This is a genomic window from Chamaesiphon sp., from assembly GCF_041738855.1.
In the GTDB taxonomy this organism is placed as follows: Bacteria; Cyanobacteriota; Cyanobacteriia; order Cyanobacteriales; family Chamaesiphonaceae; genus Chamaesiphon.
The window spans coordinates 1-24,525 of the sequence record NZ_JBGSPA010000051.1 but is presented as its reverse complement, the minus strand read 5'-3'; the positions used below and the strand labels follow the sequence as shown (position 1 = coordinate 24,525).

General features: G+C 46.3%; 23 protein-coding genes, 1 tRNA gene and 1 pseudogene. 13 read left to right on the top strand and 12 right to left on the bottom strand.

Annotated elements, in window-relative coordinates; translation table 11 throughout:
* Window positions 1-145 precede the first annotated feature (145 nt).
* From ACEW9I_RS05620 to polA, 3 genes are all read left to right on the top strand, one after another.
* Entirely contained in the window at window positions 146-691 is a 546-nt protein-coding gene (locus ACEW9I_RS05620) for a Uma2 family endonuclease (RefSeq protein ID WP_373539377.1), read from the top strand.
* A gap of 339 nt (window positions 692-1,030) precedes the next feature.
* A complete protein-coding gene (locus ACEW9I_RS05615) occupies window positions 1,031-1,510 on the top strand; it encodes a hypothetical protein (protein ID WP_373539376.1) in 480 nt (159 codons plus the stop codon).
* Between the two features lie 628 nt (window positions 1,511-2,138).
* Window positions 2,139-5,066, top strand: coding sequence for a DNA polymerase I (polA, locus tag ACEW9I_RS05610; protein WP_373539375.1), 2,928 nt, complete (start codon window positions 2,139-2,141; stop codon window positions 5,064-5,066).
* A 56-nt stretch (window positions 5,067-5,122) separates the two neighbouring features.
* Here the strand turns inward: polA and ACEW9I_RS05605 are convergent, their stop codons facing one another.
* Together ACEW9I_RS05605 and ACEW9I_RS05600 are read right to left on the bottom strand one after the other, a co-directional pair.
* Window positions 5,123-5,776 carry a PEP-CTERM sorting domain-containing protein gene (locus ACEW9I_RS05605; RefSeq protein ID WP_373539374.1) on the bottom strand — a complete coding sequence of 218 codons (654 nt, stop codon included), beginning with the start codon at window positions 5,774-5,776 and terminating at the stop codon, window positions 5,123-5,125.
* Between the two features lie 443 nt (window positions 5,777-6,219).
* Window positions 6,220-6,372 (bottom strand): hypothetical protein, encoded by a 153-nt coding sequence (locus tag ACEW9I_RS05600; protein ID WP_373539373.1) that lies wholly within the window; start codon window positions 6,370-6,372, stop codon window positions 6,220-6,222.
* Between the two features lie 217 nt (window positions 6,373-6,589).
* On the opposite strand from ACEW9I_RS05600, the gene tnpA reads away from it, so the two are divergent.
* Window positions 6,590-7,015: an IS200/IS605 family transposase gene (tnpA, locus tag ACEW9I_RS05595; RefSeq protein WP_373539372.1), complete on the top strand. Its 426-nt coding sequence runs from the start codon at window positions 6,590-6,592 to the stop codon at window positions 7,013-7,015.
* Here the strand turns inward: tnpA and ACEW9I_RS05590 are convergent.
* The 3 genes from ACEW9I_RS05590 to ACEW9I_RS05580 form a co-directional block, all read right to left on the bottom strand.
* Window positions 7,007-7,369: a type II toxin-antitoxin system PemK/MazF family toxin gene (locus tag ACEW9I_RS05590; protein ID WP_373539371.1), complete on the bottom strand. Its 363-nt coding sequence runs from the start codon at window positions 7,367-7,369 to the stop codon at window positions 7,007-7,009. The genes tnpA and ACEW9I_RS05590 overlap by 9 nt on opposite strands.
* Window positions 7,362-7,589: a CopG family transcriptional regulator gene (locus ACEW9I_RS05585; RefSeq protein ID WP_373539370.1), complete on the bottom strand. Its 228-nt coding sequence runs from the start codon at window positions 7,587-7,589 to the stop codon at window positions 7,362-7,364. The genes ACEW9I_RS05590 and ACEW9I_RS05585 overlap by 8 nt, the downstream gene beginning before the upstream one ends.
* An 87-nt stretch (window positions 7,590-7,676) precedes the next feature.
* Entirely contained in the window at window positions 7,677-8,927 is a 1,251-nt protein-coding gene (locus ACEW9I_RS05580; RefSeq protein WP_373539369.1) for an FGGY-family carbohydrate kinase, read from the bottom strand.
* A 112-nt stretch (window positions 8,928-9,039) separates the two neighbouring features.
* On the opposite strand from ACEW9I_RS05580, the gene ACEW9I_RS05575 reads away from it, so the two are divergent.
* Complete coding sequence (locus tag ACEW9I_RS05575; protein ID WP_373539368.1) at window positions 9,040-9,378, top strand: P-II family nitrogen regulator; 339 nt, start codon at window positions 9,040-9,042, stop codon at window positions 9,376-9,378.
* A gap of 145 nt (window positions 9,379-9,523) precedes the next feature.
* Window positions 9,524-10,744 (top strand): M20 family metallopeptidase, encoded by a 1,221-nt coding sequence (locus ACEW9I_RS05570; protein WP_373539367.1) that lies wholly within the window; start codon window positions 9,524-9,526, stop codon window positions 10,742-10,744.
* 76 nt (window positions 10,745-10,820) lie between these two features.
* Here the strand turns inward: ACEW9I_RS05570 and ACEW9I_RS05565 are convergent, their stop codons facing one another.
* Window positions 10,821-11,933: a glycosyltransferase family 4 protein gene (locus ACEW9I_RS05565; RefSeq protein WP_373539366.1), complete on the bottom strand. Its 1,113-nt coding sequence runs from the start codon at window positions 11,931-11,933 to the stop codon at window positions 10,821-10,823.
* Window positions 11,934-12,436: 503 nt separating this feature from the next.
* Here ACEW9I_RS05565 and folD point away from each other — a divergent pair.
* From folD to ACEW9I_RS05550, 3 genes are all read left to right on the top strand, one after another.
* On the top strand, window positions 12,437-13,339 hold the full coding sequence (gene folD, locus ACEW9I_RS05560) for a bifunctional methylenetetrahydrofolate dehydrogenase/methenyltetrahydrofolate cyclohydrolase FolD (protein ID WP_373539365.1): 903 nt from the start codon (window positions 12,437-12,439) through the stop codon (window positions 13,337-13,339).
* Window positions 13,340-13,465: 126 nt separating this feature from the next.
* The gene (gene typA, locus ACEW9I_RS05555) at window positions 13,466-15,256 is read left to right on the top strand and encodes a translational GTPase TypA (protein WP_373539364.1); all 1,791 of its coding nucleotides are present in this window, start codon (window positions 13,466-13,468) and stop codon (window positions 15,254-15,256) included.
* Window positions 15,257-15,764: 508 nt separating this feature from the next.
* Window positions 15,765-17,126 (top strand): NAD(P)/FAD-dependent oxidoreductase, encoded by a 1,362-nt coding sequence (locus ACEW9I_RS05550; protein WP_373539363.1) that lies wholly within the window; start codon window positions 15,765-15,767, stop codon window positions 17,124-17,126.
* A 124-nt stretch (window positions 17,127-17,250) separates the two neighbouring features.
* On the opposite strand, the gene ACEW9I_RS05545 is transcribed toward ACEW9I_RS05550, so the two are convergent.
* The 6 genes from ACEW9I_RS05545 to ACEW9I_RS05520 all read right to left on the bottom strand — a co-directional run bounded on the left by ACEW9I_RS05545 (window position 17,251) and on the right by ACEW9I_RS05520 (window position 20,483).
* Window positions 17,251-17,520 carry a hypothetical protein gene (locus tag ACEW9I_RS05545; RefSeq protein WP_373539362.1) on the bottom strand — a complete coding sequence of 90 codons (270 nt, stop codon included), beginning with the start codon at window positions 17,518-17,520 and terminating at the stop codon, window positions 17,251-17,253.
* A 19-nt stretch (window positions 17,521-17,539) separates the two neighbouring features.
* Window positions 17,540-18,079, bottom strand: coding sequence for a photosystem I reaction center subunit XI (locus ACEW9I_RS05540; protein ID WP_373539361.1), 540 nt, complete (start codon window positions 18,077-18,079; stop codon window positions 17,540-17,542).
* A 266-nt stretch (window positions 18,080-18,345) separates the two neighbouring features.
* Window positions 18,346-18,594, bottom strand: a complete 249-nt coding sequence (locus ACEW9I_RS05535; protein ID WP_373539360.1) for a hypothetical protein — start codon at window positions 18,592-18,594, stop codon at window positions 18,346-18,348.
* A 2-nt stretch (window positions 18,595-18,596) separates the two neighbouring features.
* Window positions 18,597-19,181 (bottom strand): DUF3598 family protein, encoded by a 585-nt coding sequence (locus ACEW9I_RS05530; protein ID WP_373539359.1) that lies wholly within the window; start codon window positions 19,179-19,181, stop codon window positions 18,597-18,599.
* Window positions 19,182-19,242: 61 nt separating this feature from the next.
* On the bottom strand, window positions 19,243-20,127 hold the full coding sequence (locus ACEW9I_RS05525) for a HEAT repeat domain-containing protein (RefSeq protein WP_373539358.1): 885 nt from the start codon (window positions 20,125-20,127) through the stop codon (window positions 19,243-19,245).
* Window positions 20,128-20,246: 119 nt separating this feature from the next.
* Window positions 20,247-20,483, bottom strand: a complete 237-nt coding sequence (locus tag ACEW9I_RS05520) for a hypothetical protein (RefSeq protein ID WP_373539357.1) — start codon at window positions 20,481-20,483, stop codon at window positions 20,247-20,249.
* Between the two features lie 156 nt (window positions 20,484-20,639).
* Here ACEW9I_RS05520 and ACEW9I_RS05515 point away from each other — a divergent pair, with 156 nt between their 5' ends.
* The 4 genes and pseudogenes from ACEW9I_RS05515 (at window position 20,640) to ltrA (ending at window position 24,428) form a co-directional block, all read left to right on the top strand.
* Window positions 20,640-21,302: a HEAT repeat domain-containing protein gene (locus ACEW9I_RS05515; RefSeq protein ID WP_373539378.1), complete on the top strand. Its 663-nt coding sequence runs from the start codon at window positions 20,640-20,642 to the stop codon at window positions 21,300-21,302.
* A gap of 109 nt (window positions 21,303-21,411) precedes the next feature.
* A tRNA-Leu gene (locus tag ACEW9I_RS05510) sits at window positions 21,412-21,493 on the top strand.
* A gap of 187 nt (window positions 21,494-21,680) precedes the next feature.
* Window positions 21,681-21,947: pseudogene (locus ACEW9I_RS05505) on the top strand (SAM-dependent methyltransferase); the annotation flags it as partial.
* A 660-nt stretch (window positions 21,948-22,607) separates the two neighbouring features.
* Window positions 22,608-24,428: a group II intron reverse transcriptase/maturase gene (gene ltrA, locus ACEW9I_RS05500; RefSeq protein ID WP_373539356.1), complete on the top strand. Its 1,821-nt coding sequence runs from the start codon at window positions 22,608-22,610 to the stop codon at window positions 24,426-24,428.
* Window positions 24,429-24,525: the final 97 nt, after the last annotated feature.

The window sequence follows — 24,525 nt, the reverse complement described above, 5'->3', positions numbered from 1 at the left end:
ATTTAAATCAATGTTTTTTCAACTATTAATGATATTGATGGTGGATTTTAATGTGCCAAAAATTGAAAAAATTCTGCTGTTAGCCTAAAAGTGTTGAAATGCCTGAGTTTGAGGAGACAAAACTTCATCGAACTCAGGTGTCTACGTGACATCACCATTAAGAGTTAGAAGTCACGCCCAACCACACAGTCAAATTATGACTTGGTTGGGCTTGTACCAAGCTAATGTACCTAGTTTAATTGTGGGTATCGAACCAACGGTACGTCTCGATCTAGATAATGAACCTCAGCCTGATGCCGTCATGTTTATTCCAGGTAGAGGGGCGAGTATTACGGAGGATGACTACATCGCAGGTGCGCCAGAGTTAGTAGTCGAAATCGCGGCTAGTACAGTATCGATCGATCTTCATGACAAGAAGGCTGCATATCGTCGAAATGGCGTGCAGGAGTATATTGTCTGGCGGACTTTGGAGCGAGAAATCGATTGGTTTAGTCTCCAAGATGGTGAATATATCCGGCTGAAACTCGATGATAAGGGTGTAATTAAAAGTCAAATTTTTCCTGGGTTGTGGTTGGCAGTTGAGGCAATGTTGTCAGGGTCGATGGCTGATGTTTTGGCGGTATTGCAATCGGGATTAAATTCGATCGATCGTTCACTACCCTTCAATTATATTACATTTAAAAAGGATTAGTAATGGTGAAGAGGACTTTTAGATTGAGCGATTTACAATTATTTTTAATACTGCTTGGGATCTAAATGGTGGGCAATACTTACTACTTTTTCAATACATCTCTTGGTTTTAGCGATCGAGGATGATATAGTAATCATAAAAGTATAACTTATTGCTTCGTATATATTTGGCTCGTGGGCATTGCCCACCCTACTGGGACGACACGCTTAAAATTGTGGGTAAAAAGATCTCGTAAAATATACTGCTTGTAGTTTTAGAACTCTAAATGCCCACAGAATTAAGCGTGTCGAGCCACTACATCTGTCAATAAAATAAAGTAGCCGCCATAAAGTAGATCGGATGACTCAATCGAACTACACACCCTTAGAAAGATTACCTCAGCGAATTGAAGAGATAGCTGAATTATTAGCTCGATCTATCTCAGCATTTGATAGAAGGATGGAGCAGATGGAAATTCACGCAACAACTGAACGAGAACAAAGAGCGAGTGAATATCTGAAAATTCAGCAATTGATAGCAGCTACCGCTCAAGCAAATGCGGAAAATACTCAGCAAATTTCTAAACTTATTGAAGTAGAACGTGCCCACGAACGTAGAACTAGTTCAATCGCTAAATCAGTTATGGCAGTTACTTCTGATGTGAAAGAAACAGTAGTTAGTGTCAAAGCAATCGCCCGTGCTTTGGAACGACAAAATAGAGAACTTTCTGATACTTTGAGACAACAAAGTCGTGATTTTTTTGATGCGCTGGAACGTCATCAAGACCAGATCGATACGTTAATTAATCGACCGAATTGGGAAAAAGAAGAAGATGATTAGATACAGGTAGGTTGGGTTGAAGAATGAAACCCAACATTTCTAGGGTGTTGGTGAGTGAGTTGGGTTTCGCTATCGCTTAACCCAACCTACGGCTTTTAAAATACTAATGAGAGAATGCTTCTGGAATTATGGACAGCGAAAACATAATTGAAGAATTTAGTTATTTATGGGATGCGTCATCTTCTTGGGCACTACTAAACATCAATTCAGATGAACCAGATCGAGAACCTCAGTATATAATTGTGGACACAAAAACATCGCAAGCATTACTTATTAGTAGCAATGACATCTATAGGAAAGTAAAGAAAATGATGATAGAAAAAGGTGTAAAAATAATTTCTGGTTTACCCTTGGAATAAAGATAGATGTAAAATTATGATTTTGCGATTTATCTGTAGGGGCGGGTTTATGCTAATGATTATCACTAAATCCTAGAAATCTCAACCAAACCCGCCCAACCCTACTAGCATGTCTAGATCGATTATATATTCGTAACTAATTACACGCAATCCATTATTTGTGGGTGAGGGCGGGTTTGATTTAGATCTTTAGAACTATCCGTAGGTTATTCCATAAACCCGCCCATACAGATTGTGTATAATTTAATTAGGTTAATCTACTCGATCGTATGTCTCAAACTCCTCTCTTAATCCTCGTCGATGGACACTCCCTCGCTTACCGTTCCTACTTTGCCTATGCCAAAAGTAAGAGTGGTGGCTTGATGACTTCGGCGGGAGTCCCGACGAGTATTTGTTTTGGATTTGTCAAGGCATTAGTCGAGATTATTAATAGTCAAAAGCCGGATTCAATGGCGATCGCGTTTGACTTACGCGCGCCGACATTTCGACATGAGGCTGATGAAAATTATAAAGCCGCTCGAGCGGAAACGCCGGAAGATTTCACGACCGATATTCAGAATCTATATTTATTACTGAGAGCGTTAAATTTACCGACAATTACGGCGGTAGGATTTGAGGCGGATGATGTGTTGGGGACTTTGGCGGGGAGAGCTAGCCGCGCTGGTTATCAGGTGAAGATCTTGTCTGGCGATAAGGATATGTTCCAACTGGTGAACGATCGCGATCGAGTCAGTGTATTGTACATGACTTCAGCTTTTGCTCAAAGCGGCCCCTCGGTAGTCGAAATGAACGAGCAAGGTGTTGTCGATAAGATGGGGGTGACTGCGGCGCAGATTATCGATTATAAGGCTCTGTGCGGGGATAAGTCAGATAGCATTCCTGGTGTGCGGGGGATTGGCGATAAGACGGCTGTGAAGTTGCTGAATGAATATGGAGATTTGGAGACTATTTACGATCGCGTGGAGGAGATTCCAGGTGCCAATGGGAAGAAGCTGATTGCGGGTAAGGAGGATGCTACTCATTCCCAGTACTTAGCGAAAATTATTACCGATGTACCGTTGGAAGTTGAGTTAACAGCGACGAAATTAACTGGGTTTGATTTTCAAGATGTACAGCCATTATTACAAACATTAGAACTGCATCGATTTACCAAGGATATCGAGAAACTGCAAGAGGCTTTTGGTGGTGCGGCGGCTCCCGATCCTGAGAGTGTCAATAGTCCTCACGAAGCAATTCATGAGATTGTAACTCCTGGCGGATCGTTCGCGATCGATGACGGTGGTGACGATATGTGGTTTTTTAGTGCTGAAGATACTGACAAATTTAAACTTAGTAAACTATCACCGATTCAACCGCAAATTATCGATACGGTAGCTAAATTACAGGCTTTAATTACCAATCTCCAGCAATATCAAGATCCAAATCGTCCCGTTGCTTGGGATACGGAAACTACCGATTTAGAACCGCGCAATGCGAATTTAGTCGGGATTGGTTGCTGTTGGGGTGAGGAAACGAGTAGCATGGCATATATCCCCGTGGGACACGATGCGGGTGATAATTTGGATCTAGAATTAGTCCTGACAAATCTCAAACCGATCCTCGAATCTGCAACCTATCCGAAGGTATTGCAAAATGCTAAATTCGATCGATTGGTATTTAAAAACCAAGGCATCAACCTCCAAGGCGTTGTCTTCGATACAATGCTAGCGAGTTACGTCCTAAATCCCGACAGCAGCCACAACCTCACCGACTTATCCAGCCGCTATCTGAGTATCGTCCCCCAAAGTTACGATGACTTAGTATCGAAAGGGCAAACCATAGCCAACATTAGCATCCCCTTGGTAGCTCAATATTGCGGGATGGATGTCTGGGGCACCTATCGCCTCTACAGCATCCTCACCGCCGAATTAGCCGCCGCACCGAGATTGCTGACATTATTGCAAGATATCGAACTTCCTCTCGAACCGATCCTCGCCAAGATGGAAGATCGCGGTATTAATGTCGATGCTGAATACCTGAAAACACTCTCACTAGTATTAGCCGAAGACTTAGCCAAAATCGAAGAGCAAACCTACACCCTGGCTGGCGAAAAATTCAATCTCGGCTCGCCCAAACAACTCGCGCAAATCCTATTTGACAAACTCCAACTAGACACCAAAGGTATCCGCAAAACTCAATCCGGTTACTCCACCGATGTCAACACTCTCGAAAAATTGCAAGGCAAACATGAAGTCGTCGATCTGATCCTCCAACACCGTACTTTCTCCAAACTCAAATCTACCTACGTCGATGCCCTCCCCGCTTTAATACACCCAAAAACTGACAGAGTTCACACCGATTTTAATCAAGCCGTCACTAGCACGGGGCGACTCTCATCATCCAATCCTAACCTCCAAAATATCCCTATCCGCACCGAATTTAGTCGCCAAATTCGCCGCGCATTTATCCCCGCACCAGGTTGGATTCTCGCGGCGGCTGACTACTCCCAAATCGAACTCCGCATCCTCGCCCATCTCAGCCAAGAACCCGTTTTAATAACTGCTTACAACCAAAACGAAGATATCCACACCGTCACCGCCAAACTATTATTTGAAAGTGATACAGTCACCAGCGAACAACGCCGGATGGGTAAGATCATTAACTTCGGCGTAGTTTATGGTATGGGTGCGGCTAGATTTGGGCGAGAGACTGGCATAAAAGCCAGTGAAGCCAAGATCTTCATCGATAAGTTTTACGATCGCTATCCAGGCATTTTTGACTACTTAGAGCGCATCAAACGGGAAGCGATCGCCCTCGGATATGTGGAGACTGTCTGCGGACGGCGGCGGTATTTTCGATTTGAAAGTGGTAAATTGCGCGGCTTAAAAGGTAGCGATCCAAACTCGATCGATCTCGATAATCTCGGCAATTTGGGACAATTAGATTCGGGATATTTGCGTGCTGCGGCGAATGCGCCGATTCAGGGTTCGAGTGCGGATATTATTAAGCTGGCAATGATTCACATTGATAAGTTATTGGAGCCATATCAAGCGAAGATGTTGTTGCAAGTGCATGATGAATTGGTGTTGGAAATTCCGCAGGATGAGTGGGAGGAGTTGCAGCCGAAGATTAAGGCGACGATGGAAGGCGCGATCTCTTTGAGTGTGCCGATGGTGGCGGAGATTGGGGTTGGGGCTAATTGGATGGATGCGAAATAGGTAGTAAATTTAGATGGTAGGCAATACCCACCATCTAAATTCAAATATTGATTTACTTATGCTTTGTCAGATTTCAGTTCCTTTCTCATCCTAACTGCTGCTGTACCACCGATTAAAGTACCAATAATCGTAAATGGTTCGGGGACAGCAGTTGTTGGTTGATTAATAGGGCTACTGACAGTAAATGCGCCTGAATTGTTAAAATTATCTGAATCAGAGATTCGGAACTGAAGCACTGTTCCATTAATCAGACCACTACCAAAAATTGAATCTAATGTAACATTAGTTAGTGAAAGATTGGTTGGTGGATTTGAACTACCTAGACCATTTGCAGTAGTTGCTGGAAATAACTGACGGAAGCCTAGTGTGGTATTACCAAGCAGCAAAGCACCCCAATTAATGCCAGGTGACCTTACCACAAAGTCACCAGTGGGTCGAGAACCAAAGGATGTTGTCGGCTGTGTCAGTATACCAGCAGCATTTGTGATATATCCTGCGCCTGTAAGATTGACTGTCCCCGAAACATCAAGGCTAATTGTATCTGTTCCCAGAAAGTTACTAGTTACTGTAAACGACGGGCCAGAGAAAACATCAGTACCATTAACTGTTGTTGTGGGAATTGTTAATGATGCGGCATTTGCACTTGAAGTACTTAGAGCCGTTGCTATTAGTACCAAGCCAGTAGTAGCAATGGAAACTTTGTTACCCACATTCCGCTATGCGGAATGTGGGATTTTTATAATGGTCGAAATGGAAGACATAGAAAAAATGATTGGGATAATTGGGATTTCTCAGTCTATGGGGTGGTACAAGTTAAGTTTTTGACTTGTACCAACCTGCTGACCGACAAACTTAGTCATATTATTCCCATACATAGAAACTAAGTAATACAAGGTAGTGGAAATTCTTAACAATTATTTATATTATTCAATTCCAGAAATCTCAACCAAACCTGCCTATCCCCGCCAGTGTTCACAAATCGATGGTGAAGGTTTGTAATTGGGATGTGTTGGTGACGATCTTCGATTCTTTATTTGTGGGGAGGGCGGGTTTGAATGAAATATTTAGTACGATCGATACTGATCGCATAAACCCGCCCCTACAGATCTTGGATGATTTTTACCGATTCAAATCTAATTTGGATAACGATCTTTTAATTTGGTTTTAGTCGTTGACGTAGCGTACCGGAGGTAATCGAGGTGGATGCGATCGCGTTGGCGTAAGCCTTTTGGCACAGCGTACCGGAAACCAAATGGGGGTTATTGGTACAATCGACATCCGCGCTGAAATGGAATTTCGCGCTCATAGCCAAAGTTATCTGAAGATAACTGCTGGAAAGATGTTAGTTCGTTGAAACGAACTTACGCTCTTAGCCCCAAATTCATTTGAGGGCTTCAACTAAGGACTAGATTCTAGAGGCTATGCGTGCAATTACCTACGATAGAATCTACCAATTCCGTCGCATATGTTAACATCCCCTCTAATCCAGGGCATATTAATAAACAAAACATCAATATCCTAACATGCCACTTTGGAGACTATTTTATCATCTTGTTTGGGCAACCCATGAGCGACAACCATTAATTACCCCCACTCACGAACAAATCTTATATCCACATATCAAAGGAAAAGTAGAATTTCTAGAATGTCAATTACATGCTGTCGGCGGTATTGAAGACCATATCCATTTGATTGTTTCAATTCCACCTAAATTATCAATCTCTGATTTTGCCAAACGAATTAAAGGTAGCAGCGCACGTTTCTTAAATCAAGAGCTGGCTGATGACAATTACAAGTTCGCTTGGCAACATGAATACGCAGTGTTTTCTTTGGGCGAACAAAGACTCGAATGGGCGATTACTTATGTTGAAAATCAAAAGCAACACCATTCAATAGGTAAAGTTATTAAAATTCTCGAACAAACTGAGACTATCGAACATTTACCCTAGCCCAAAGCCACAGACGATCGCTAGTGCTTCTTGAATTTGTTGCCAATAATTATTTTCCAAAATTCCGACTAATCCTAAAACTCTTTGTCCGTCGATCGCTCGAATTTGAGCAACATCCAGAAATCGATCTTTATCTAAACCATTATTACTACTAGCTTCAACATTGACGACGTATGGTGCTTGCTTAGTACCTGGACGAAAGGGAATCGCGATCGTTAGTTGCCCGTGTTGATTCATCGTATCATTTTGGAGAATAAAACAGGAACGAGTTTTTTGAATTTCAGCACCAATAGTCGGATCTAGTTTCACCCACCGAATTTCGCCACGTTGATAAGTTAGAGTACCATTAGGCATCGATACCATCTCCAGCCAATCGATCCCATTCAGCTATTTCAGCTTGATATTCTGGATCTTGGCTATCTGCTTGAAGAGCAGCAACGATTTCATCTGAAAATATTTTTCGTCGTTCTTGAGTAATTAGAGAATTTAAATAATCACTACGATTACCTTGAGCTTGTCGATCGATAAAAGATAATAGTTCTCGATCGAGCGTGATAGCAATTTTTTGTTTCATAATCTTAACTCATGAGTATGACAAAATTATCATACTCATGAATTCAACCTGTTGTCAATCCGATCGGCAGATTTCGGTTTGCCCAGTTCACCGACTTGTACGTACCATGCCCCTCTGGGCGAGTAGTGCTGTGCCATAAGCAGCTTCCTGATGTGTGGAGATCGAGATCGGTACGGGTAGATATTGCTGGCGGATCTGTGTCCAGACTGGATTTTTGGCACCGCCGCCAGCCGTGTAGACAGCAGCGAGGGGCGTGGCTCCCAACTCAGACAGCAGCTCATAGCCACGGGCTTCGATCTTGGTGATGCCAGTGAGTAAACCATACAGGAACTCGATCGCACTAGCTGGGCGAGGAGTCATTCGTGGCGAGAGATCGGGGTCATTGACAGGGAAGCGATCACCTGGAGTCAACAATGGATAATAATCGAGATCGGTGGGTCGAGTGAGATCGATCTCCTGACTCAAACTAGCGAGTTCGGCGTCGCTGAAAAAATGCCGTAGGACTGCACCCCCAGTATTGGAAGCCCCACCCACCAACCACAGATCGCCCCACCGATGACTATAAATCCCATACTTGACATCATCTACCCGCGTCTGACTGAGCAGCTTGACAACTAAGGTCGAACCCAGTGATGTGACTGCTACACCAGGAATCTGGGCACCGCTGGCGATAAAAGCGGCAATACTATCGGTAGTGCCAGCACACACGACACAATCAGTCACCAAACCTAAGTCCTGAGCGACTTGTGGTCTAACCGTCCCAATCGGCGTGCCAGGTGCCACCACCTGGGGCAAAAATGACCGATAAGGGTGGCTTTCGAGCCAATCTGGGTAACACAACAGTTCGACATCGTAGCCGAGTTTGAGGGCATTGTGATAGTCGCTGATACCCAGTTTGCCATGCAGATGATAGGCGATCCAGTCGGCTTGGTGGAGCAAATAGCTCGGCTCTGTAGCGGAGAAGTTCGGTTGACTCGTCAGCCAGCAGAATTTGGCAAAGCTGGATGTGGCATTCAGTACTAGATGTCCGGCTGGGGCGATCGATTTGACCTGCTCCATGATTGTTTTGCTGCGATCGTCGGAGTACAAAATCGGTACACCGATGATTTGACCCATCGCATCACACAGCAACACTGTCCCCGAAGTACCATCGATCGCGATCCGACCGACCCGCGCCTTGATGGCAACTGGGATCTCTTGAATCAGCGCAAATAGAGTCTCCCGCCATCGCCAACCCACTAGCTCTCTAGTTCCCCACCACAGCACATTACGATCGGTATCGATCGCAACTAATCTTGCTCCAGATGTGCCAAAATCTATGCCGAGAGAGACTGTCATCTTGTTATTTTGTAGCCAGAGTTACATGTTTAGCTGGCCTATCAATGATACAAAATGTCAAGTTGGTGCAGCTAAAAATAGTATAGAAACACACACTTAGGAGTGACCAAAATTGAAAAAGATCGTCGCAATCATCCGCCCTTTCAAGCTAGATGAAGTCAAAATCGCCCTCGTCAACGCCGGAATCGTCGGCATGACGGTATCTGAAGTCAGAGGATTTGGCAGGCAAAAGGGACAAACCGAACGCTATCGTGGCTCTGAATATACTGTCGAGTTTCTCCAGAAGCTCAAAGTCGAAGTGGTCATCGAAGATAGTCAAGTTGATATGGTGGTAGACAAGATCATTGCTGCTGCCCGTACTGGTGAAATCGGTGATGGCAAGATTTTCGTCAGCCCAGTCGAGCAAGTCGTCCGGATTCGGACTGGTGAAAAAAATATCGAAGCTGTCTGATCGCCACCAGCCAACCATTTAGCAAGTTCAGCCGAGGATCGACCTCGGCTGTTCGATTTAGGATTGCCCACCTGATACCAACAGCGTTAAAATCAACATAATTTAAATCTGACGAGACGATCGGCTCATTTATTCCTACAACCAAATGTTTGCCACCAACGCTCCTACCCAACCGATCGCTCCTGACAAGATTCGACCCAGCGTCCAGGCTTTGCAGCCGCTGTTGATAGCCTTCAGACGGCAAATCCATCAACAGCCCGAACTCGGCTTCCAAGAACATCTGACCGCAGCCGCGATCGCGGCAAAGCTGACGGAGTGGCAGATTCCCCATCAAATAGGAGTCGCTCACACAGGTATTGTCGCGATGATTCAGGGGCGCAAGACGAGTTTTCGGCTCAAGACGCTGGCAATTCGGGCAGATATGGATGCTCTACCGATCCAAGAAGCCAATGATGTCCCCTATAAGTCGCAACGGGACGGGGTGATGCACGCTTGCGGGCACGACGGACATGTGGCGATCGCGTTGATGACGGCTTACTATCTCTCGCAGCATCAAAACGACTTTGCAGGCATGGTCAAAATCATCTTCCAGCCCGCTGAGGAAGGTCCAGGCGGTGCCAAACCGATGATTGAGGCGGGAGTCCTCACCAACCCCGATGTCAATGCCATTATCGGGCTACATCTGTGGAATAATTTACCATTGGGGACGATCGGGGTGCGGAGCGGTGCCTTGATGGCGGCGGTGGAGTTATTTACGATCGCCATCCAAGGCAAGGGTGGACACGGTGCGATGCCACACCAAACAGTCGATGCGATCGTAGTGGGCAGCCAGATTGTTACGGCACTCCAGGCGATCGTCGCCCGCAATATCAACCCGATCGATTCGGCGGTAGTGACAGTTGGTGAATTTCATGCGGGTACTGCCAAAAATGTAATTGCTGATACAGCCACCTTGACGGGGACAGTCCGATATTTCAATCCCGATCTTGCCGACTTTTTTCAGCACCGAATTGACACGATCGTCGCTGGTATTTGTGCCAGTCAGGGGGCAACCTACCAGTTGAACTATGTCAAGCTGTACCCACCCGTCATCAACGATCCCAAAATTACCGATCTCGTTAAAGCTGTGGCGACAGATATCGTCGAGACACCACTGGGGGTAGTCCCAGCATGTCAGACGATGGGCGGGGAAGATATGGCGTTCTTTTTAGAACGGGTCCCTGGTTGCTACTTCTTTCTCGGTGCGGCAAATCCCGATCTCTCGCTAGCTTATCCCCATCACCATCCCCGATTTGACTTTGATGAGACAGCACTAGCTACAGGAGTAGAGATATTTGTCCGCTGCGTCGAAAAATACTGTAATTAATACAGTTGACAGTTGACAGTTGACAGTTGACAGCGATTCGCGCTCCGATTCACCATTCACCATCCACCGATCTAGATCATTTGCGTGAATATCGATCGCTCACTTGGCGGATCGCACCATCCCAGATCGCCATCACTGGCTCTACCCCAAACCGCTCGACTACTCTGGGTGCATAGTGCGAAAAATATTGACGCTTGTCAGGATCGGACATCAACAAATCTAGTCCCACTGCTAGTGCATCCACATTGTCAGACACTACCAGTAGTCCATCCACACCATTGTGGACGATCTCGCGCGGCCCACTCAAACAATCAGCCGCGATCGCTGGCACCCCACAAGCCATCGCTTCGCACAAAGTGACTGGAAAACCCTCAAACCGCGAGGAAAGCGCAAAGATATCCGCCTTCCGCAAATGAGCATCGATGTTTCTCACCACTCCAGGCATATATATCCGATCGTCCAACTGTAATTTCACACAGAGATCCTCAAGCTCAGCACGCATATCCCCCTCACCCAAGATCGTCAAAGTCCACTCGGGATGGTTGTCGCACACTTGGGCAAAAGCTTTAATCAGAAGATCGAAACCTTTTTGGTGGGTGAGCTTACCGACAGCGAGGAGATGGCGATCGTCGGTGTGTAGTTGAGACTCGATCGTCTCTGATTCGGGTAGTGCAACTGGATTGGGTAGCACCAGGGTTTCGTAGCCTTGAGATGAGGGGAAAAAAGCCAGTCCACTATGCGTTTGAACCGTAATCAATGTCGCCCGTCGATAAACCCACTTTTGGAGAAATTGCGTAACCTTACCCAATCCACCAAAAGCTGGATAGACATGTTCGCAGACGATCGTCGGTACATCGATCCGCCAACAAGCCAGCAACGTCAAGATATTGGTAGTATTGACAAAACTAATTACCACCTGGGGACGGCTAGCGACAATTGCTTTTTTGAGCATCCCAATCTGGCGGAGATTTTGGCTCACTGCCGAGATCCCATAACCATCGCGCAATTTCAGTCCCAAACAACGATGTTCGATCCGCTTGTCGAGATCGTAGAATGGTGGTTGCGAACCATCGTCGAAAGTGAGAATGGTAATTTGCCAATCTCTTGCAGCCCAATAGTTGGCAATAATTGACATGACTCGTTCCGCACCACCAACTTTAAGGGAAGAACTAATCAGTGTAATTTTCATTTGATCTTAACAAGTATATGGTTAGGAACGAGGATGTGAATTGCTATTTACAGATGAGGACACTCTCCAATTATGCGGCGATAGTCTGCAATTTCGCAGATACTTAATAGTATTCATCAAGCTGTGGTGAGTAGATTGAGCGATCGCGATCCTCAGCAATCGCCAATCGTGCCAGAGTCAATCGTCAGATTGTCAGCAGATATCTAGTGTTTTTGCTACCTTATAATCTAAACTTGCACTTCTCTATCCAGCGTAAAGTACACATCTGAAAAAGTTAAACAGCAATTTGACGCAGATGTACTGATTATATCAATTACTTTTTTGAAGCAATGGCGTCGATCGCTAAATAATAATATGAGTTGACAGCCCAGATCGTCACCCTCTCAATCCTCTGCTTCCCGTAGCTGGCAACCGATCTAAATCCGAGCGACGTACGATTGCGGTGCTGAGGATCGCGATCGATCGCTACTACTAATGATACCCAGCTAATACATAGATTTATCATGAACACACACACCGCTCAGATTCTCGATGGCAAAGCTTTAGCGCAAAAGATGCAGACTGCCTTGCAGCAGCAAATCGCCCTGCTCCAACCTCAAATCGGTCGTCCACCTGGATTAGCTGTGCTAATGGTGGGCGATAATCCAGCTAGTGCTGCGTATGTGGGCGGCAAAGAAAAAGCCTGTGCCCAAGTCGGTATTAGGTCTTTTGGATCGCACTTTCCCGCTGATGTCAGCCAGGAAAAACTCACCGCTATCATTCATGAGTTAAATGCTGACGATCGCGTCGATGGGATCTTAGTTCAGTTACCCTTACCAGCTAGTTTGGACTCAGTTGCTCTCCTCCATGAAATCGCTCCCCACAAGGACGTAGATGGACTCCACGCTCTCAATTTAGGTAAATTGGTCAGGGGAGAACCTGGACTCCAAAGCTGTACTCCAGGAGGCGTGATGCGGCTGCTGGCAGAATATCAACTTGACGTGCGGGGTCAACATGCCGTAGTTGTCGGGCGGAGTATCCTCGTCGGTAAACCCCTCGCGCTGATGCTCCTCGCCGCTGATGCGACAGTGACGATCGCGCATTCCCGTACTCCAGATCTGGCGGCGGTCTGTCGCCAAGCAGATGTCTTGGTAGCTGCTGTCGGCAGAACTCAGATGATAACTACCGCAATGGTCAAACCTGGGGCGATCGTCATCGATGTCGGCATCAATCGACTGACCGATCCGACGACTGGTAAATCGCGGCTAGTCGGTGATGTAGACTTTGAATCAGTCAAAGATGTTGCGAGTTGGATTACCCCCGTGCCTGGTGGCGTGGGAGCCATGACAGTGACGATGCTGCTCGAAAATACGGTCTGGAGCTATGCCAATTCACATCGGATCGATCGACAGGTGACGGCGGTTTAAAGTCAAGCCGTCCTGCTCACAGCAATAGTACCCACGATCGGCTACAATTGTTCATAGATATTTACAAAGATTCGTAAATTTCCTCCTGTTAGATCGGATCGTATTAGAGTCCTAACTCCCCAATTTATGAGCATTCCCATTCGTAACGTAGCCATCATCGCGCACGTAGACCACGGTAAAACTACCCTTGTTGATGCCCTCTTGAAACAATCTGGTGTTTTTCGCGAAGGTGAGGAAGTGCCTATTTGTGTGATGGACTCCAACGACATCGAACGCGAACGCGGTATCACAATTTTGTCTAAAAATACCGCCGTTAGATATAAAGAAACATTAATTAATATTATTGATACCCCTGGACACGCAGACTTCGGTGGTGAAGTCGAGCGCGTCTTGGGGATGGTAGACGGCTGTATCCTGATTGTGGATGCCAATGAAGGGCCGATGCCTCAAACTCGTTTCGTACTCAAGAAAGCTCTAGAGAAAGGTCTGCGTCCGATTGTAGTTGTCAACAAGATCGATCGCGAACAAGCCTCACCCCATGTAGCAGTAGACAAAGTTCTCGATTTATTCCTCGAACTCGGTGCGGATGACGATCAGTGTGATTTCCCTCACCTGTTTGCTTCGGGGATCGGTGGCTATGCCCAGAACGATATGGAAACCAAAGGTACTGACATGGTACCGATGTTTGAGGCGATCCTCCGCCACGTTCCACCCCCAGTTGGCGACTCAGAGAAGCCATTGCAACTGCAAGTTACCACTCTCGACTATTCTGACTATCTCGGTCGAATTATCATCGGCAAGATCCACAACGGGACGATTACCATGGGTCAGCAAGCTGCGCTGATCAAAGAAGATGGATCGGTCGTCAAAACACGGATTACCAAACTCCTGGGTTTTGATGGCTTGAAGCGGATCGAAATTCCGAGTGCAACCGCAGGTAATATTGTGGCGGTGACTGGATTTGCCGATGCCAATATCGGCGAGACGATCACCTGTCCCAACATGCCGATGGCTCTACCGATGATCAAGGTGGATGAACCTACCTTGCAGATGACCTTCTGCGTCAATGACTCGCCTTTTGCTGGCACTGAAGGCAAAAACGTCACCTCGCGCCAAGTTCGCGATCGTTTATTCCGAGAATTGGAAACAAATGTCGCCCTCCGCGTAGACGAAACCGCTGAAGCTGACAAGTTCGCAGTCGCTGGACGCGGGGAACTCCACCTGGGTATTTTGATCGAGAACATGCGTCGCGAAGGATTTGAATTCCAAGTCTCCCAGCCGCAAGTAATCTACCGTGAAGTTGGCGGTCAAAAGTGCGAACCATTCGAGCTGCTCGCGCTCGATGTCCCTGAAGATTCCGTCGGTAGCTGTATCGAACGTCTCGGTCAGCGCAAGGGTGAGATGCAGGATATGGTCGTCGGGATGAATGGTCGTTCCAACCTAGAATTCGTCATTCCCGCTCGTGGTTTGATCGGATTCCGAGGTGAATTCATGCGAATGACTCGCGGTGCGGGGATTATGAATCACAGTTTCCTGGAATATCGTCCGACTTGTGGGGATATCTCTGCGCGTCGCAATGGCGTACTGATATCCTTCGAGGAAGGTGTCGCTACCGACTACGCACTGATGGGTGCTGAAGATCGCGGTACATTCTTTATCAAACCTGGAACCAAGGTCTATAAAGGGATGATCGTTGGTGAAAACAACCGTCCGCAGGATCTCGAACTCAATATCTGTAAGAGCAAACAATTAACCAACCACCGTGCTTCTGGTGGGGAAGAATTGGTACAGCTCAAAACACCGATCGATATGACGCTCGAACGCGCTTTAGAATATATCAGTGGTGATGAATTGGTAGAAGTTACACCTCAATCGATTCGGTTACGGAAGATTTCTAAGAAATTAGCTCGACGATAGAGTAGAAGCCTACTGGCTCCGTTATAAGATCGCCTCCGATTGAAATGGGGGCTAATGATGCAAAGTCTGCCTACGCGGACTAGTCAATTAGTTCGCGTAGGCGGACATTGCATCGACAGCGGGGGTTTCCAACCCCACGGCAGGGTCGGAATGAAGCAGATCTATTTCATTCTAATTAATAAAAAGCCCGCACCTGCGGGCTTTTTATCTGGGTTCATCGATCGAGGATCCACATTGTATTTGTTTGATTTACCTGAAAAAGCGATTGACACGATCGCTAGTAGCATAGTTAAGATTTGCTAGATTCGTCTCATCATATTCATACTATTCGAGTTAGAAAAATCTCTGGATCGATCGAGTTCAGATCGCCAGCAGCTTATCGCTGACTACTTGTCTTTTTGGAGATATATATTAAGCTAAGTGTAGACAGTCGCCAACCCGATCGATTTAACCGACGGAGTGGGTGGCTACAACCACCAGCCAAGATTGAATTTGAGGACACCCGATCGTGACAAATAAAGTTGAGAACCAGTCACCGCATCACGTCGTTATCGTCGGCGGGGGCTTTGGCGGGCTTCATGCGGCACTATCATTGGGTAAGGCACCCGTACAAGTGACACTGATCGACAAGCGGAATTTCCACTTATTCCAACCCCTACTCTATCAAGTAGCGACGGGTGGACTATCGCCTGCGGACATCTCCTCACCCTTGCGATCGATCCTCAACAAGCAGCCGAATACCAAAGTCATCATGGGTGAGGTGCAAGATGTCGATCCTCATCAACAGAAAGTTTTCTTGAACAAAGGCGAGCTAAATTATGACACCCTGATCGTCGCAACAGGTGTCAGCCACCATTATTTTGGGAACGAGCAATGGGCACCGACGGCTCCAGGCTTAAAAACTATTGAAGATGCGCTGGAAATGCGCCGCCGGATTTTCATGGCATTTGAAGCCGCCGAAAAAGAAACTGATGCCGAAAAACGTCGCGCTTGGCTGACATTCGTCATCGTCGGCGGCGGCCCAACTGGGGTAGAATTGGCTGGAGCGATCGCCGAATTGGCTTACAGTACCCTCAAGAAAGATTTCCGCAATATCGATACGGCGGAAGCAACAGTGATCCTCGTCGAAGGACTCGATCGCGTATTGCCACCCTATCCACCCGAACTATCCGCCAAAGCTGAAGCATCCCTGGTCAAATTGGGCGTGAAGGTGCAGACAAAAGCATTAGTGACAAATATCGAAGATAACGTCGTTACCATCCGTCAGGGCGAGAATACTACCTGCATGGCAGCACGAACTGTGTTGTGGGCAGCAGGAGTAAAAGCTTCAGCGATGGGCACGCTCTTGGCTGAGCGTACTGGCGTCGAACTCGATCGCGTGGGGCGGGTAATGGTAGAGTCAGATCTGAGTATCAAGGGCTATCCGCAGATATTTGTCATTGGCGATTTGGCAAATTTTACCAAGCCAGACGGCAAACCACTAGCTGGTGTGGCACCTGTAGCGACTCAAGAAGGCAAATATGTTGCTGACTCGATCCTCAAGCGACTTGACGGCGAGAGGTTGCCAGCTTTTGATTATTATGATGCTGGCAGCTTGTCAGTGATTGGCAGACATTCAGCGGTAGCCGATTTTGGTAAAGTCAAAATGTCTGGCTTCTTTGCCTGGTTAATTTGGGTATTCGTCCACATCTATTATCTGATTGAATTTGATAGTAAATTAGTGGTATTCATTCAATGGACGTGGAGTTATTTCACCCGCAAACGTGGGGCGAGATTGATTACAGGGGATGAATCGCTAGGGCAAATCGGCGTTGACGATCGCGGTGATTATTTTGTGCAGCCAAAAGTCAAAGTCAACGTGAAGGCTTAAATTAATTGATAATTGTGGATGCTGTTCAGGCGGAGAATACGTTAACGAGCAATTAGGGAAAGCACATCAGGGACAATTCATAGATTGTCCCTAATGTGCCTGTATGGACAGAGAAGTAGAACAGCTAAATAGCATCAGCTAAATCTCTGATGAGTAGTAGCTTGGATGCTAGATAAGCATCTAATTTCTGGGACTCTTGGGCATCAAGGATGACGCGATCTCGAACTTTTTCGGTAATGGCTTTGGATAAATCTCGATCGGGGAGCGAGAGCATGGCTTGGTAATTGATTTCCGATACCGCCTTCCAGAGGAGGCGTATTACATGGGGACTGACAGTAATATTTTGGATAATCGTGCTCGCTAAAAAATTTAATCTTTTCTTTATATTACCCAATTTTGACCTAAATAAACTGTTACCAGCCAATCAGACGTAGGGAGTTTTGGAAGACATCGATATTAGCGACGATAAAGTATGCGATGACAGCACCACCAACCCCTCCAATCAGGAAACCTGTTGCATAAGTATTCCAACCTTTGGTACTGGCAAACGTATCGGCGGGAGGATTGGGCACTGTACTTGTCGCGATCGGTGGTGGTGGATTGGTAGCGGCATAAAGGACGATTGCCGCAGCAGAGATGATAACTAGACCGATATCAGATGCGAGTGCGGTCACTGCGCCCGACTCAGTGTACCGCAATGGATTGAATTTAAAAAATGGCCCGAGCTGCCAATAGCCATGAGCCACACCTACTTCGATCCCTCGTCGGAGCGGCGATAAACCCTGACGGTAAGCTGAAAAGTTATTAACGATCGCTTTAGCAAGTTGAGAATTATTTATCGGTGTCAATAAATTACTGCCTTCAGGGTCGAAATCGGGAAAAACGACCTCATTATTGCGCGGATCGCGGGGATTATCTTTCGATCGATCTATTCTCTCAACAAAATTGGTCATGGTTAAGCACTGCTACATCTGGGCTTTGCACTTATTTTAAGTAACGCTCGTCTAAAGAGCGTCCAACTGAAGGTAGATAGCTGTAGATTCAAAATATCCCCAAAGATAGAGGCGGTTACCAATGCTCTCCATCTTCTGGTGCGATCTTTTGTGCTAGATCGCCATCATTTTTGGATACTCATCCGCTCGATCGAGTCATCACCACCAACGCCTTTACGAAGGCAACTTTCGGTCCTCCTCATTTCAAAAAATCGCATGTCAAAGTACTATACCCGATCGACCTCTTCACTGATAAACGAGGCACCGCACCATTTCCCCGTGCTGTCATATCGACGCACCAACCGCTGTCGCTTGCCTGGTTGATAGATCCAACCGATTTCTAGACAGAAGGGGCATCCGAGCCGAATCTGGGTCGGTGTGGTCGTGTACCCACCATCAGGAAGCAGCAGCAGTTGATAAGACTGACCATCTTCACGATCGGCAAATTCTAGCAGTTGTTGGTTAATGACTGTCAAGTCTACCGAATTCGCCGATCGACTAACCGATCGCCCGCATCGCTGGCTGTCAATGTAGACTCTGGATTACTAACAGTCGGTGATTCGGAATTGGCATCTAATGTGGTGGCAATACCTTTCCAGGTACCTAACAAATCTGCAATAGTTAGATGGGGACGCTCGGGGGTAGTTGTACCTTGACGATATTCGCGCACGAACGTAATGCAATCGAGTTTTTGATTGGGATCGAACGTTTGAATCATCCGAAAGCGGCGATCTGTAGCTTTTAGTGAAAATTCAGCGATCGTTTTAACACCCGCCGTCACTGTCAGTGCGCCCGAACTAAATGCGCCCGTCTCAAAATAAATTGCGCCAATCCCTGGCGGGGTACTAAAGTCCCACACGACTTCCTTGGCAAATCGTTCGGTACTCCCAGGTAGAATGTAAAAGCGTTTTAAGACTAAATGAATTGCCCGTCGATCGCTCGTACCGATGAGCTGGATATTACTAGGAATATCTTCGATTAGCTCACCACTAGCGGTAACGGTGGTGAAGGAGCCTACCCATTCACCTAGATTTTCGAGCACACACTCCCATTGGGATTTCATAATTTATGAGTTATGAGTTATGACAGTCACTCATTAAAGCCTAAAGCCTAAAGCCTAAAGCTTAAAGCTTAAAGCCGCGATTTTCGATTTTGGCGATCGCGAGTTTAGCTAACACCCTCACTGGCTCTAATTCATCAGTCAGCGCAACTTGAAGAGGTGGAATCGCCGATCGATCGCCTAACTTCCCTAATGCTACTGCGGCTGTCCGGCGGACTTCACTATCGGGATCGTCCAACGCAGTAATCAGATGGGGTAATGCTGGTAAATATGCCATTTTGCCAAGCGCGGAAGCAGCTTCCGATCGGACATTGGGATCTCGATCCTGAAGAGTTGCTAGCAGCAGTTGAGCGGCGTGAGGATCGGCTGTTTCTTGAACTAAATGGGCGATCGCACATACAGTCGCACAGCGGACATCGATCGACTCTGACTTAATCGCATCCTTTAGAAACGGAGCAGCTTCTGCCCCGATAAACCCCAATGCCCAGGCGGCATGACCTTTGGTACTTTGCGATCGCACCGGATCGGCTAAGATCTCTAACAATGCTGGTACTGAAGCCGCGCCCATCTTTGCTAACGCGCCCACTGCCGAGCCTTTGACTACCGTATCTTCATCATTGAGCAGCGCGTAAAGCAGACTGGGGACGGTATCAGGATCGATGATTAGCGCGAGAGTTTTGCCCGCAGCTCGCCGCACGACAGGGTTGGCATGATGCAAGAGTGCGTCTACCAATAATGGTGTCGCAGTTCCCCCAATGTCGCCCAATGTTTGGGCAAACCGGAGCCGTACCAACCCGCGCGGATCGCCCAGACATTCCACCATCTGTTTGAGCGTTGTCACGTCATCAGCATCAAAGGTATCGCGATCGATCTGTTCGGTAATCGATCGCATCAAAGCATCGGTTTCAGCCGGATCGAGGATCGCCACTGGAGTATCTTCAGATTTCATACTTATCCTAATCACCAATCTCAATAATTAAATCCTTCGCCAAAACGCCAGGATCTGCCCAATCGGATCGTAGTTGTAATTGGCAACCATTCACCATCCACCATCCACCATTCACCAGCTTAATTACTAGCAATCAACGCAGCATGACGATCGTGCAAATCTTGCATCATCGCATCAATTTTCAAGAGTTCTGGTTCCAGTTGCGCCAAAGCTTTGGCTTTGGGTAGTCTAGCTTTGTGGATCGCATCGGTAGTGTCATGCACCAAGCGATCGCGATATTGCTGGAGTTCGGCGATGATATCTGCGAGTTCGGTAGCGGTAATCTCTGCTGTCGTAGTCGGGAGATCGGATGCCATGTGCGTAAGTTTCCTAAAAATGAATCTAAGCTAAGTTTTAAAATATGGGGAGGATCGCGATCGCGGATCGCGTCCACCTAGTTAAATCTTCGCAGATCGCGTCACCAAGTGGTGCAGCTTTTGATTAGAGTGAAAGAAGATATCTATGGTGTTGTGATGGAATTACCTGAAATTGAAGCTGCATTGAGTAATCCTGATTTTCAATATCGCCTCAAAGCGATCTCGGCTCTAAAGGCTTACGATCCAGATACTGCTGTCCCGATTTTGACTGCGACGCTCACAGATCCCGAATTTCTGGTGCGATCGTTTGTTGCTAGAGGACTCGGAACCCAACAGACGGCAGCATCTTTTGCCGCGCTACTGGAAATGACCAAGTTTGACGACACCCCCAATGTCCGTGCGGAAGCCGCCAACTCGCTCTCGCTGTTTGGGCAAGTATCAATTTCTCACCTAGTTTCGGCATTTTGTCAAGACGATCACTGGTTGGTGCGTCGCAGTATCTTGGCTGCTCTAGAAGAGCTAGACTGTCCCGCCCAAACGATCGAAGTCTGTACGGAGGCTCTAGCTGGTGACGATGTGACAGTCCAAGAAGCCGCGATCGATTCGCTAGGTGCGCTGACTGGATCGAGCCATCACCAGGCTGTACTGTCGCAGCTCCTCACCCTCGCTCAGGCTGATTCCCCCCGCTTACGGACGAGAGTCGCCTACGCGCTCCAAAAATTTGACGAACCCCAAGCACAATCAGCTTTGCTCGCACTCCGACAGGACTCCGATCGCCAAGTAGTAGCAGCTAGTTTAGAAAATTTATTTCATCAATAAACTTCCGGCAAAAGTAACTCAAGATTGGCTCATACCCCCTACCCCCTACCCTCTATCTTCTAAAATTGTTTTACTTCACCAGTCACTTGTGTTATGCTCAAAGATGCCTGCGGATATGGCGGAATTGGTAGACGCGCCAGATTTAGGTTCTGGTTTCGCAAGAAGTGAAGGTTCAAGTCCTTTTATCCGCATTTGCAAAGATTGAGTCTCCCTCATTGAGCGGAGCAGACGAACGAGGGTAAGTTTTGCTCTCGTTTTTTTAATCCTACCCAGAGCGAACAAACTTAAAATTGGCGGATATCGATCTTACTCTTCTCAAAGCGATCGCTCATTAAAAGTTCACTTCAGCTATCGCGATCGCCACTCATCAATATTCCTATGTCAAATCAATCGATTTTCTTTCAGGAAGGCTCCGCCAACGGTTTAAGCGATCGTCTTTACCAATATCTGATCGCCAGCTCTGTCCGCGAACCCACGATCTTGACTAAACTCCGCGAGGAAACATCAGTACATCCCTTGGTGAATATGCAGGTTTCACCAGAGCAAGGTCAATTGATGGGTTTATTAGTGCAGCTAATCGGTGCTAAAAAATGTCTAGAAGTGGGCGTTTTTACTGGTTATAGTTCTTTAATAGTAGCATTGAGTGCGATTCGTTTTCTCGAAACTGAGTAATCAGGGGATGAGAAGCTTCTGTTAAGTAACCCTAACGGGTAGAGTTCGCACTTTAATTCTTAACAGATGACAACTATATAACCTTATTGGTGAGTGGGACTATCCTAGAAACCACAAGTCCAATCCTCCAGACGCAGGAGTGAAAACCTATTCCCTATGGTAGCGACTAGCCATCAATCCATAAAGCGGGAATAAAAGCGGAAAGAGCTAGCAGCCTAAAGCTGGTATCCCGTAAGTACGTGACTATGGATAACTTATGCTAAGACACTGATTGAATCATCGTTATACTAAACCAGCGAAATAAGGCTTTATGCGCTGGGAGTCCCAAAAGGGCATTAGCATAGGGTGGTGTAAGGTTTTTGTCCGATACACCAAGCGTTACCCAAAAGCTCGGTGAAGAGGTGTCATCCTACAAGTCACACAAGAATGGTTATGTGGAACGAAGCAACCCATCGGATTACTCTGGGAGAGGTCGAATACTTCCAGTAGTCAGCTAAGACGAAATTTCTACGAAAGTAGGTAACTGGTGGGAAAGATTGTGTAAGAAGCTAACGCCTTTCTGTAATGGGAAGGATACGCTGACGTACACACGGTATTACGGAAGGAAAAGCTACAAGTAGTAATTAAGATGCTATGAACACGGCAATAAAACCGATGTATGGATGGAGCGACATTAATTGGCGCAAGCTAGAGCGTGGCGTTCATAAGTTACAAAAGCGGATTTTCCAAGCGTCTAATCGTGGCAATGTCAAGTTAGTTCGCAGACTCCAGAAACTTTTGATAAGTTCTAAGTCGGCGAGGTTATTAGCGGTTCGTCGGGTTACTCAGGATAACCAAGGTAAGAAGACTGCGGGTATAGATGGGGTTAAATCCCTAACTCCGAAGCAACGTCTCGCATTGGTAGATAAAATCAAACTGGGTACCAAAGCAAAACCTACGCGCCGAGTTTGGATACCCAAACCTGGAACCAGCGAAGAAAGACCTTTAGGCATACCGACAATGAACGACCGCGCCTTGCAAGCGTTAGTCAAACTGGTTCTTGAACCGGAATGGGAAGCGCGTTTTGAACCTAATTCATATGGGTTCCGACCAGGACGCTCATGTCATGATGCGATTGGAGCAATATTTTTGGCAATCAGGTACAAATCTAAATTTGTTCTTGATGCGGATATTTCAAAATGCTTTGACCGCATCAACCACACCAAACTTCTATCAAAATTAAATACCTTCCCGACCCTACGGAGACAAATCCGAGCTTGGTTAAAAGCTGGTGTTATGGATGGAAAGAAGCTGTCCCCCACAAATGAAGGTACACCGCAAGGTGGAGTTATTAGTCCATTATTGGCTAATATCGCCCTTCATGGATTGGAGGAATTGATTAAGGGATTAGCCCCTAAGTTTGATATGAAAGCAAAAACTAATAACAATCAAATAAGTGTTATGAATAAGCTTAAATCAATCTCAATAATTAGATACGCCGACGACTTTGTTGTCCTCCATGAGAACATTGAAGTCATCAATCGGTGTAAAGAAACAATAGAAGAATGGTTAATTGACATTGGGTTGGAATTGAAACCTAGTAAAACACGAATTGCTCATACACTGAATACACATAATGACGTAAAACCTGGATTTGATTTCCTAGGATTTAACATCAGACAGTTTCCTGTCGGTAAGTACAATTCAGGTAAAAGCACTAAGGGTGATGTACTAGGATTTAAAACCATTATCACTCCATCGAAAGAGAGTCAGAAAAGACATTATCGCAAGATAGCAGAGGTAATAAATAAGTCGCGTGGTCTTAGCCAAGCAATTTTAATTAAACAACTAAACCCGATTATTTGGGGTTGGTGTAATTATTACTCCACCGTTATTAGCAGAAAAGTCTTTTTAAGATTAAGGTCTCTGACATTTTACAAACTCTGGAAATGGGGAATACGCAGACACCTTAATAAGGATCGGCGTTGGCTTCGCCGCAAATACTTTAAAACCATTGGCAATGATAACTGGGTATTCGCACCTAGAGAAGATGCAACGGCTCTAAAGCTAATTAAACATAGCGAAACTGAAATCAGACGCTATATAAAGGTTAAAGGTGACGCCTCACCATACAATGGTGATTGGGTTTACTGGAGTACAAGAATGGGGACTCATCCCGAAGTATCTACTAGGGTAGCTAATCTGCTCAAACGACAAAAAGGTAAATGTTCTCACTGCGGAAATTACTTCAAAGATGGAGATTCGATAGAAGTTGACCACATCATCCCAAAATCGAAAGGTGGTAAGGACAATTATGAGAATTGGCAACTACTTCATCGGCATTGTCACGACACAAAAACTGCCAGCGATGGCAGTTCTGGCAACAAATCTAACTGTAATAGTGTTAAGCCTAAGCCACCAGTCGAGTCAGAGCATTGGTTCTGGCAAGACGATATGTTGGTAACGACGTTTTGATGACAACGACCGTTTTACTGAGGAGCGGAATGATGGGAAACTATCACGTTCCGTTTTGGAGAGCAGTGGAGGGGGCGACTCCTTCACTGACTTTAAT

Coding starts and splice junctions, on each gene's coding strand:
- ACEW9I_RS05600 (WP_373539373.1), bottom strand. CDS start 6,372: ATGAGCGCGAAATTCCATTTCAGCGCGGATGTCGATTGTACCAATAAC.
- ACEW9I_RS05565 (WP_373539366.1), bottom strand. CDS start 11,933: ATGAAAATTACACTGATTAGTTCTTCCCTTAAAGTTGGTGGTGCGGAA.
- ACEW9I_RS05615 (WP_373539376.1), top strand. CDS start 1,031: ATGACTCAATCGAACTACACACCCTTAGAAAGATTACCTCAGCGAATT.
- ACEW9I_RS05525 (WP_373539358.1), bottom strand. CDS start 20,127: ATGAAATCTGAAGATACTCCAGTGGCGATCCTCGATCCGGCTGAAACC.
- ACEW9I_RS05580 (WP_373539369.1), bottom strand. CDS start 8,927: ATGACAGTCTCTCTCGGCATAGATTTTGGCACATCTGGAGCAAGATTA.
- ACEW9I_RS05590 (WP_373539371.1), bottom strand. CDS start 7,369: ATGCCTAATGGTACTCTAACTTATCAACGTGGCGAAATTCGGTGGGTG.
- ACEW9I_RS05585 (WP_373539370.1), bottom strand. CDS start 7,589: ATGAAACAAAAAATTGCTATCACGCTCGATCGAGAACTATTATCTTTT.
- ACEW9I_RS05515 (WP_373539378.1), top strand. CDS start 20,640: ATGGAATTACCTGAAATTGAAGCTGCATTGAGTAATCCTGATTTTCAA.
- ltrA (WP_373539356.1), top strand. CDS start 22,608: ATGAACACGGCAATAAAACCGATGTATGGATGGAGCGACATTAATTGG.
- ACEW9I_RS05570 (WP_373539367.1), top strand. CDS start 9,524: ATGTTTGCCACCAACGCTCCTACCCAACCGATCGCTCCTGACAAGATT.
- ACEW9I_RS05540 (WP_373539361.1), bottom strand. CDS start 18,079: ATGACCAATTTTGTTGAGAGAATAGATCGATCGAAAGATAATCCCCGC.
- typA (WP_373539364.1), top strand. CDS start 13,466: ATGAGCATTCCCATTCGTAACGTAGCCATCATCGCGCACGTAGACCAC.
- tnpA (WP_373539372.1), top strand. CDS start 6,590: ATGCCACTTTGGAGACTATTTTATCATCTTGTTTGGGCAACCCATGAG.
- ACEW9I_RS05520 (WP_373539357.1), bottom strand. CDS start 20,483: ATGGCATCCGATCTCCCGACTACGACAGCAGAGATTACCGCTACCGAA.
- ACEW9I_RS05530 (WP_373539359.1), bottom strand. CDS start 19,181: ATGAAATCCCAATGGGAGTGTGTGCTCGAAAATCTAGGTGAATGGGTA.
- polA (WP_373539375.1), top strand. CDS start 2,139: ATGTCTCAAACTCCTCTCTTAATCCTCGTCGATGGACACTCCCTCGCT.
- folD (WP_373539365.1), top strand. CDS start 12,437: ATGAACACACACACCGCTCAGATTCTCGATGGCAAAGCTTTAGCGCAA.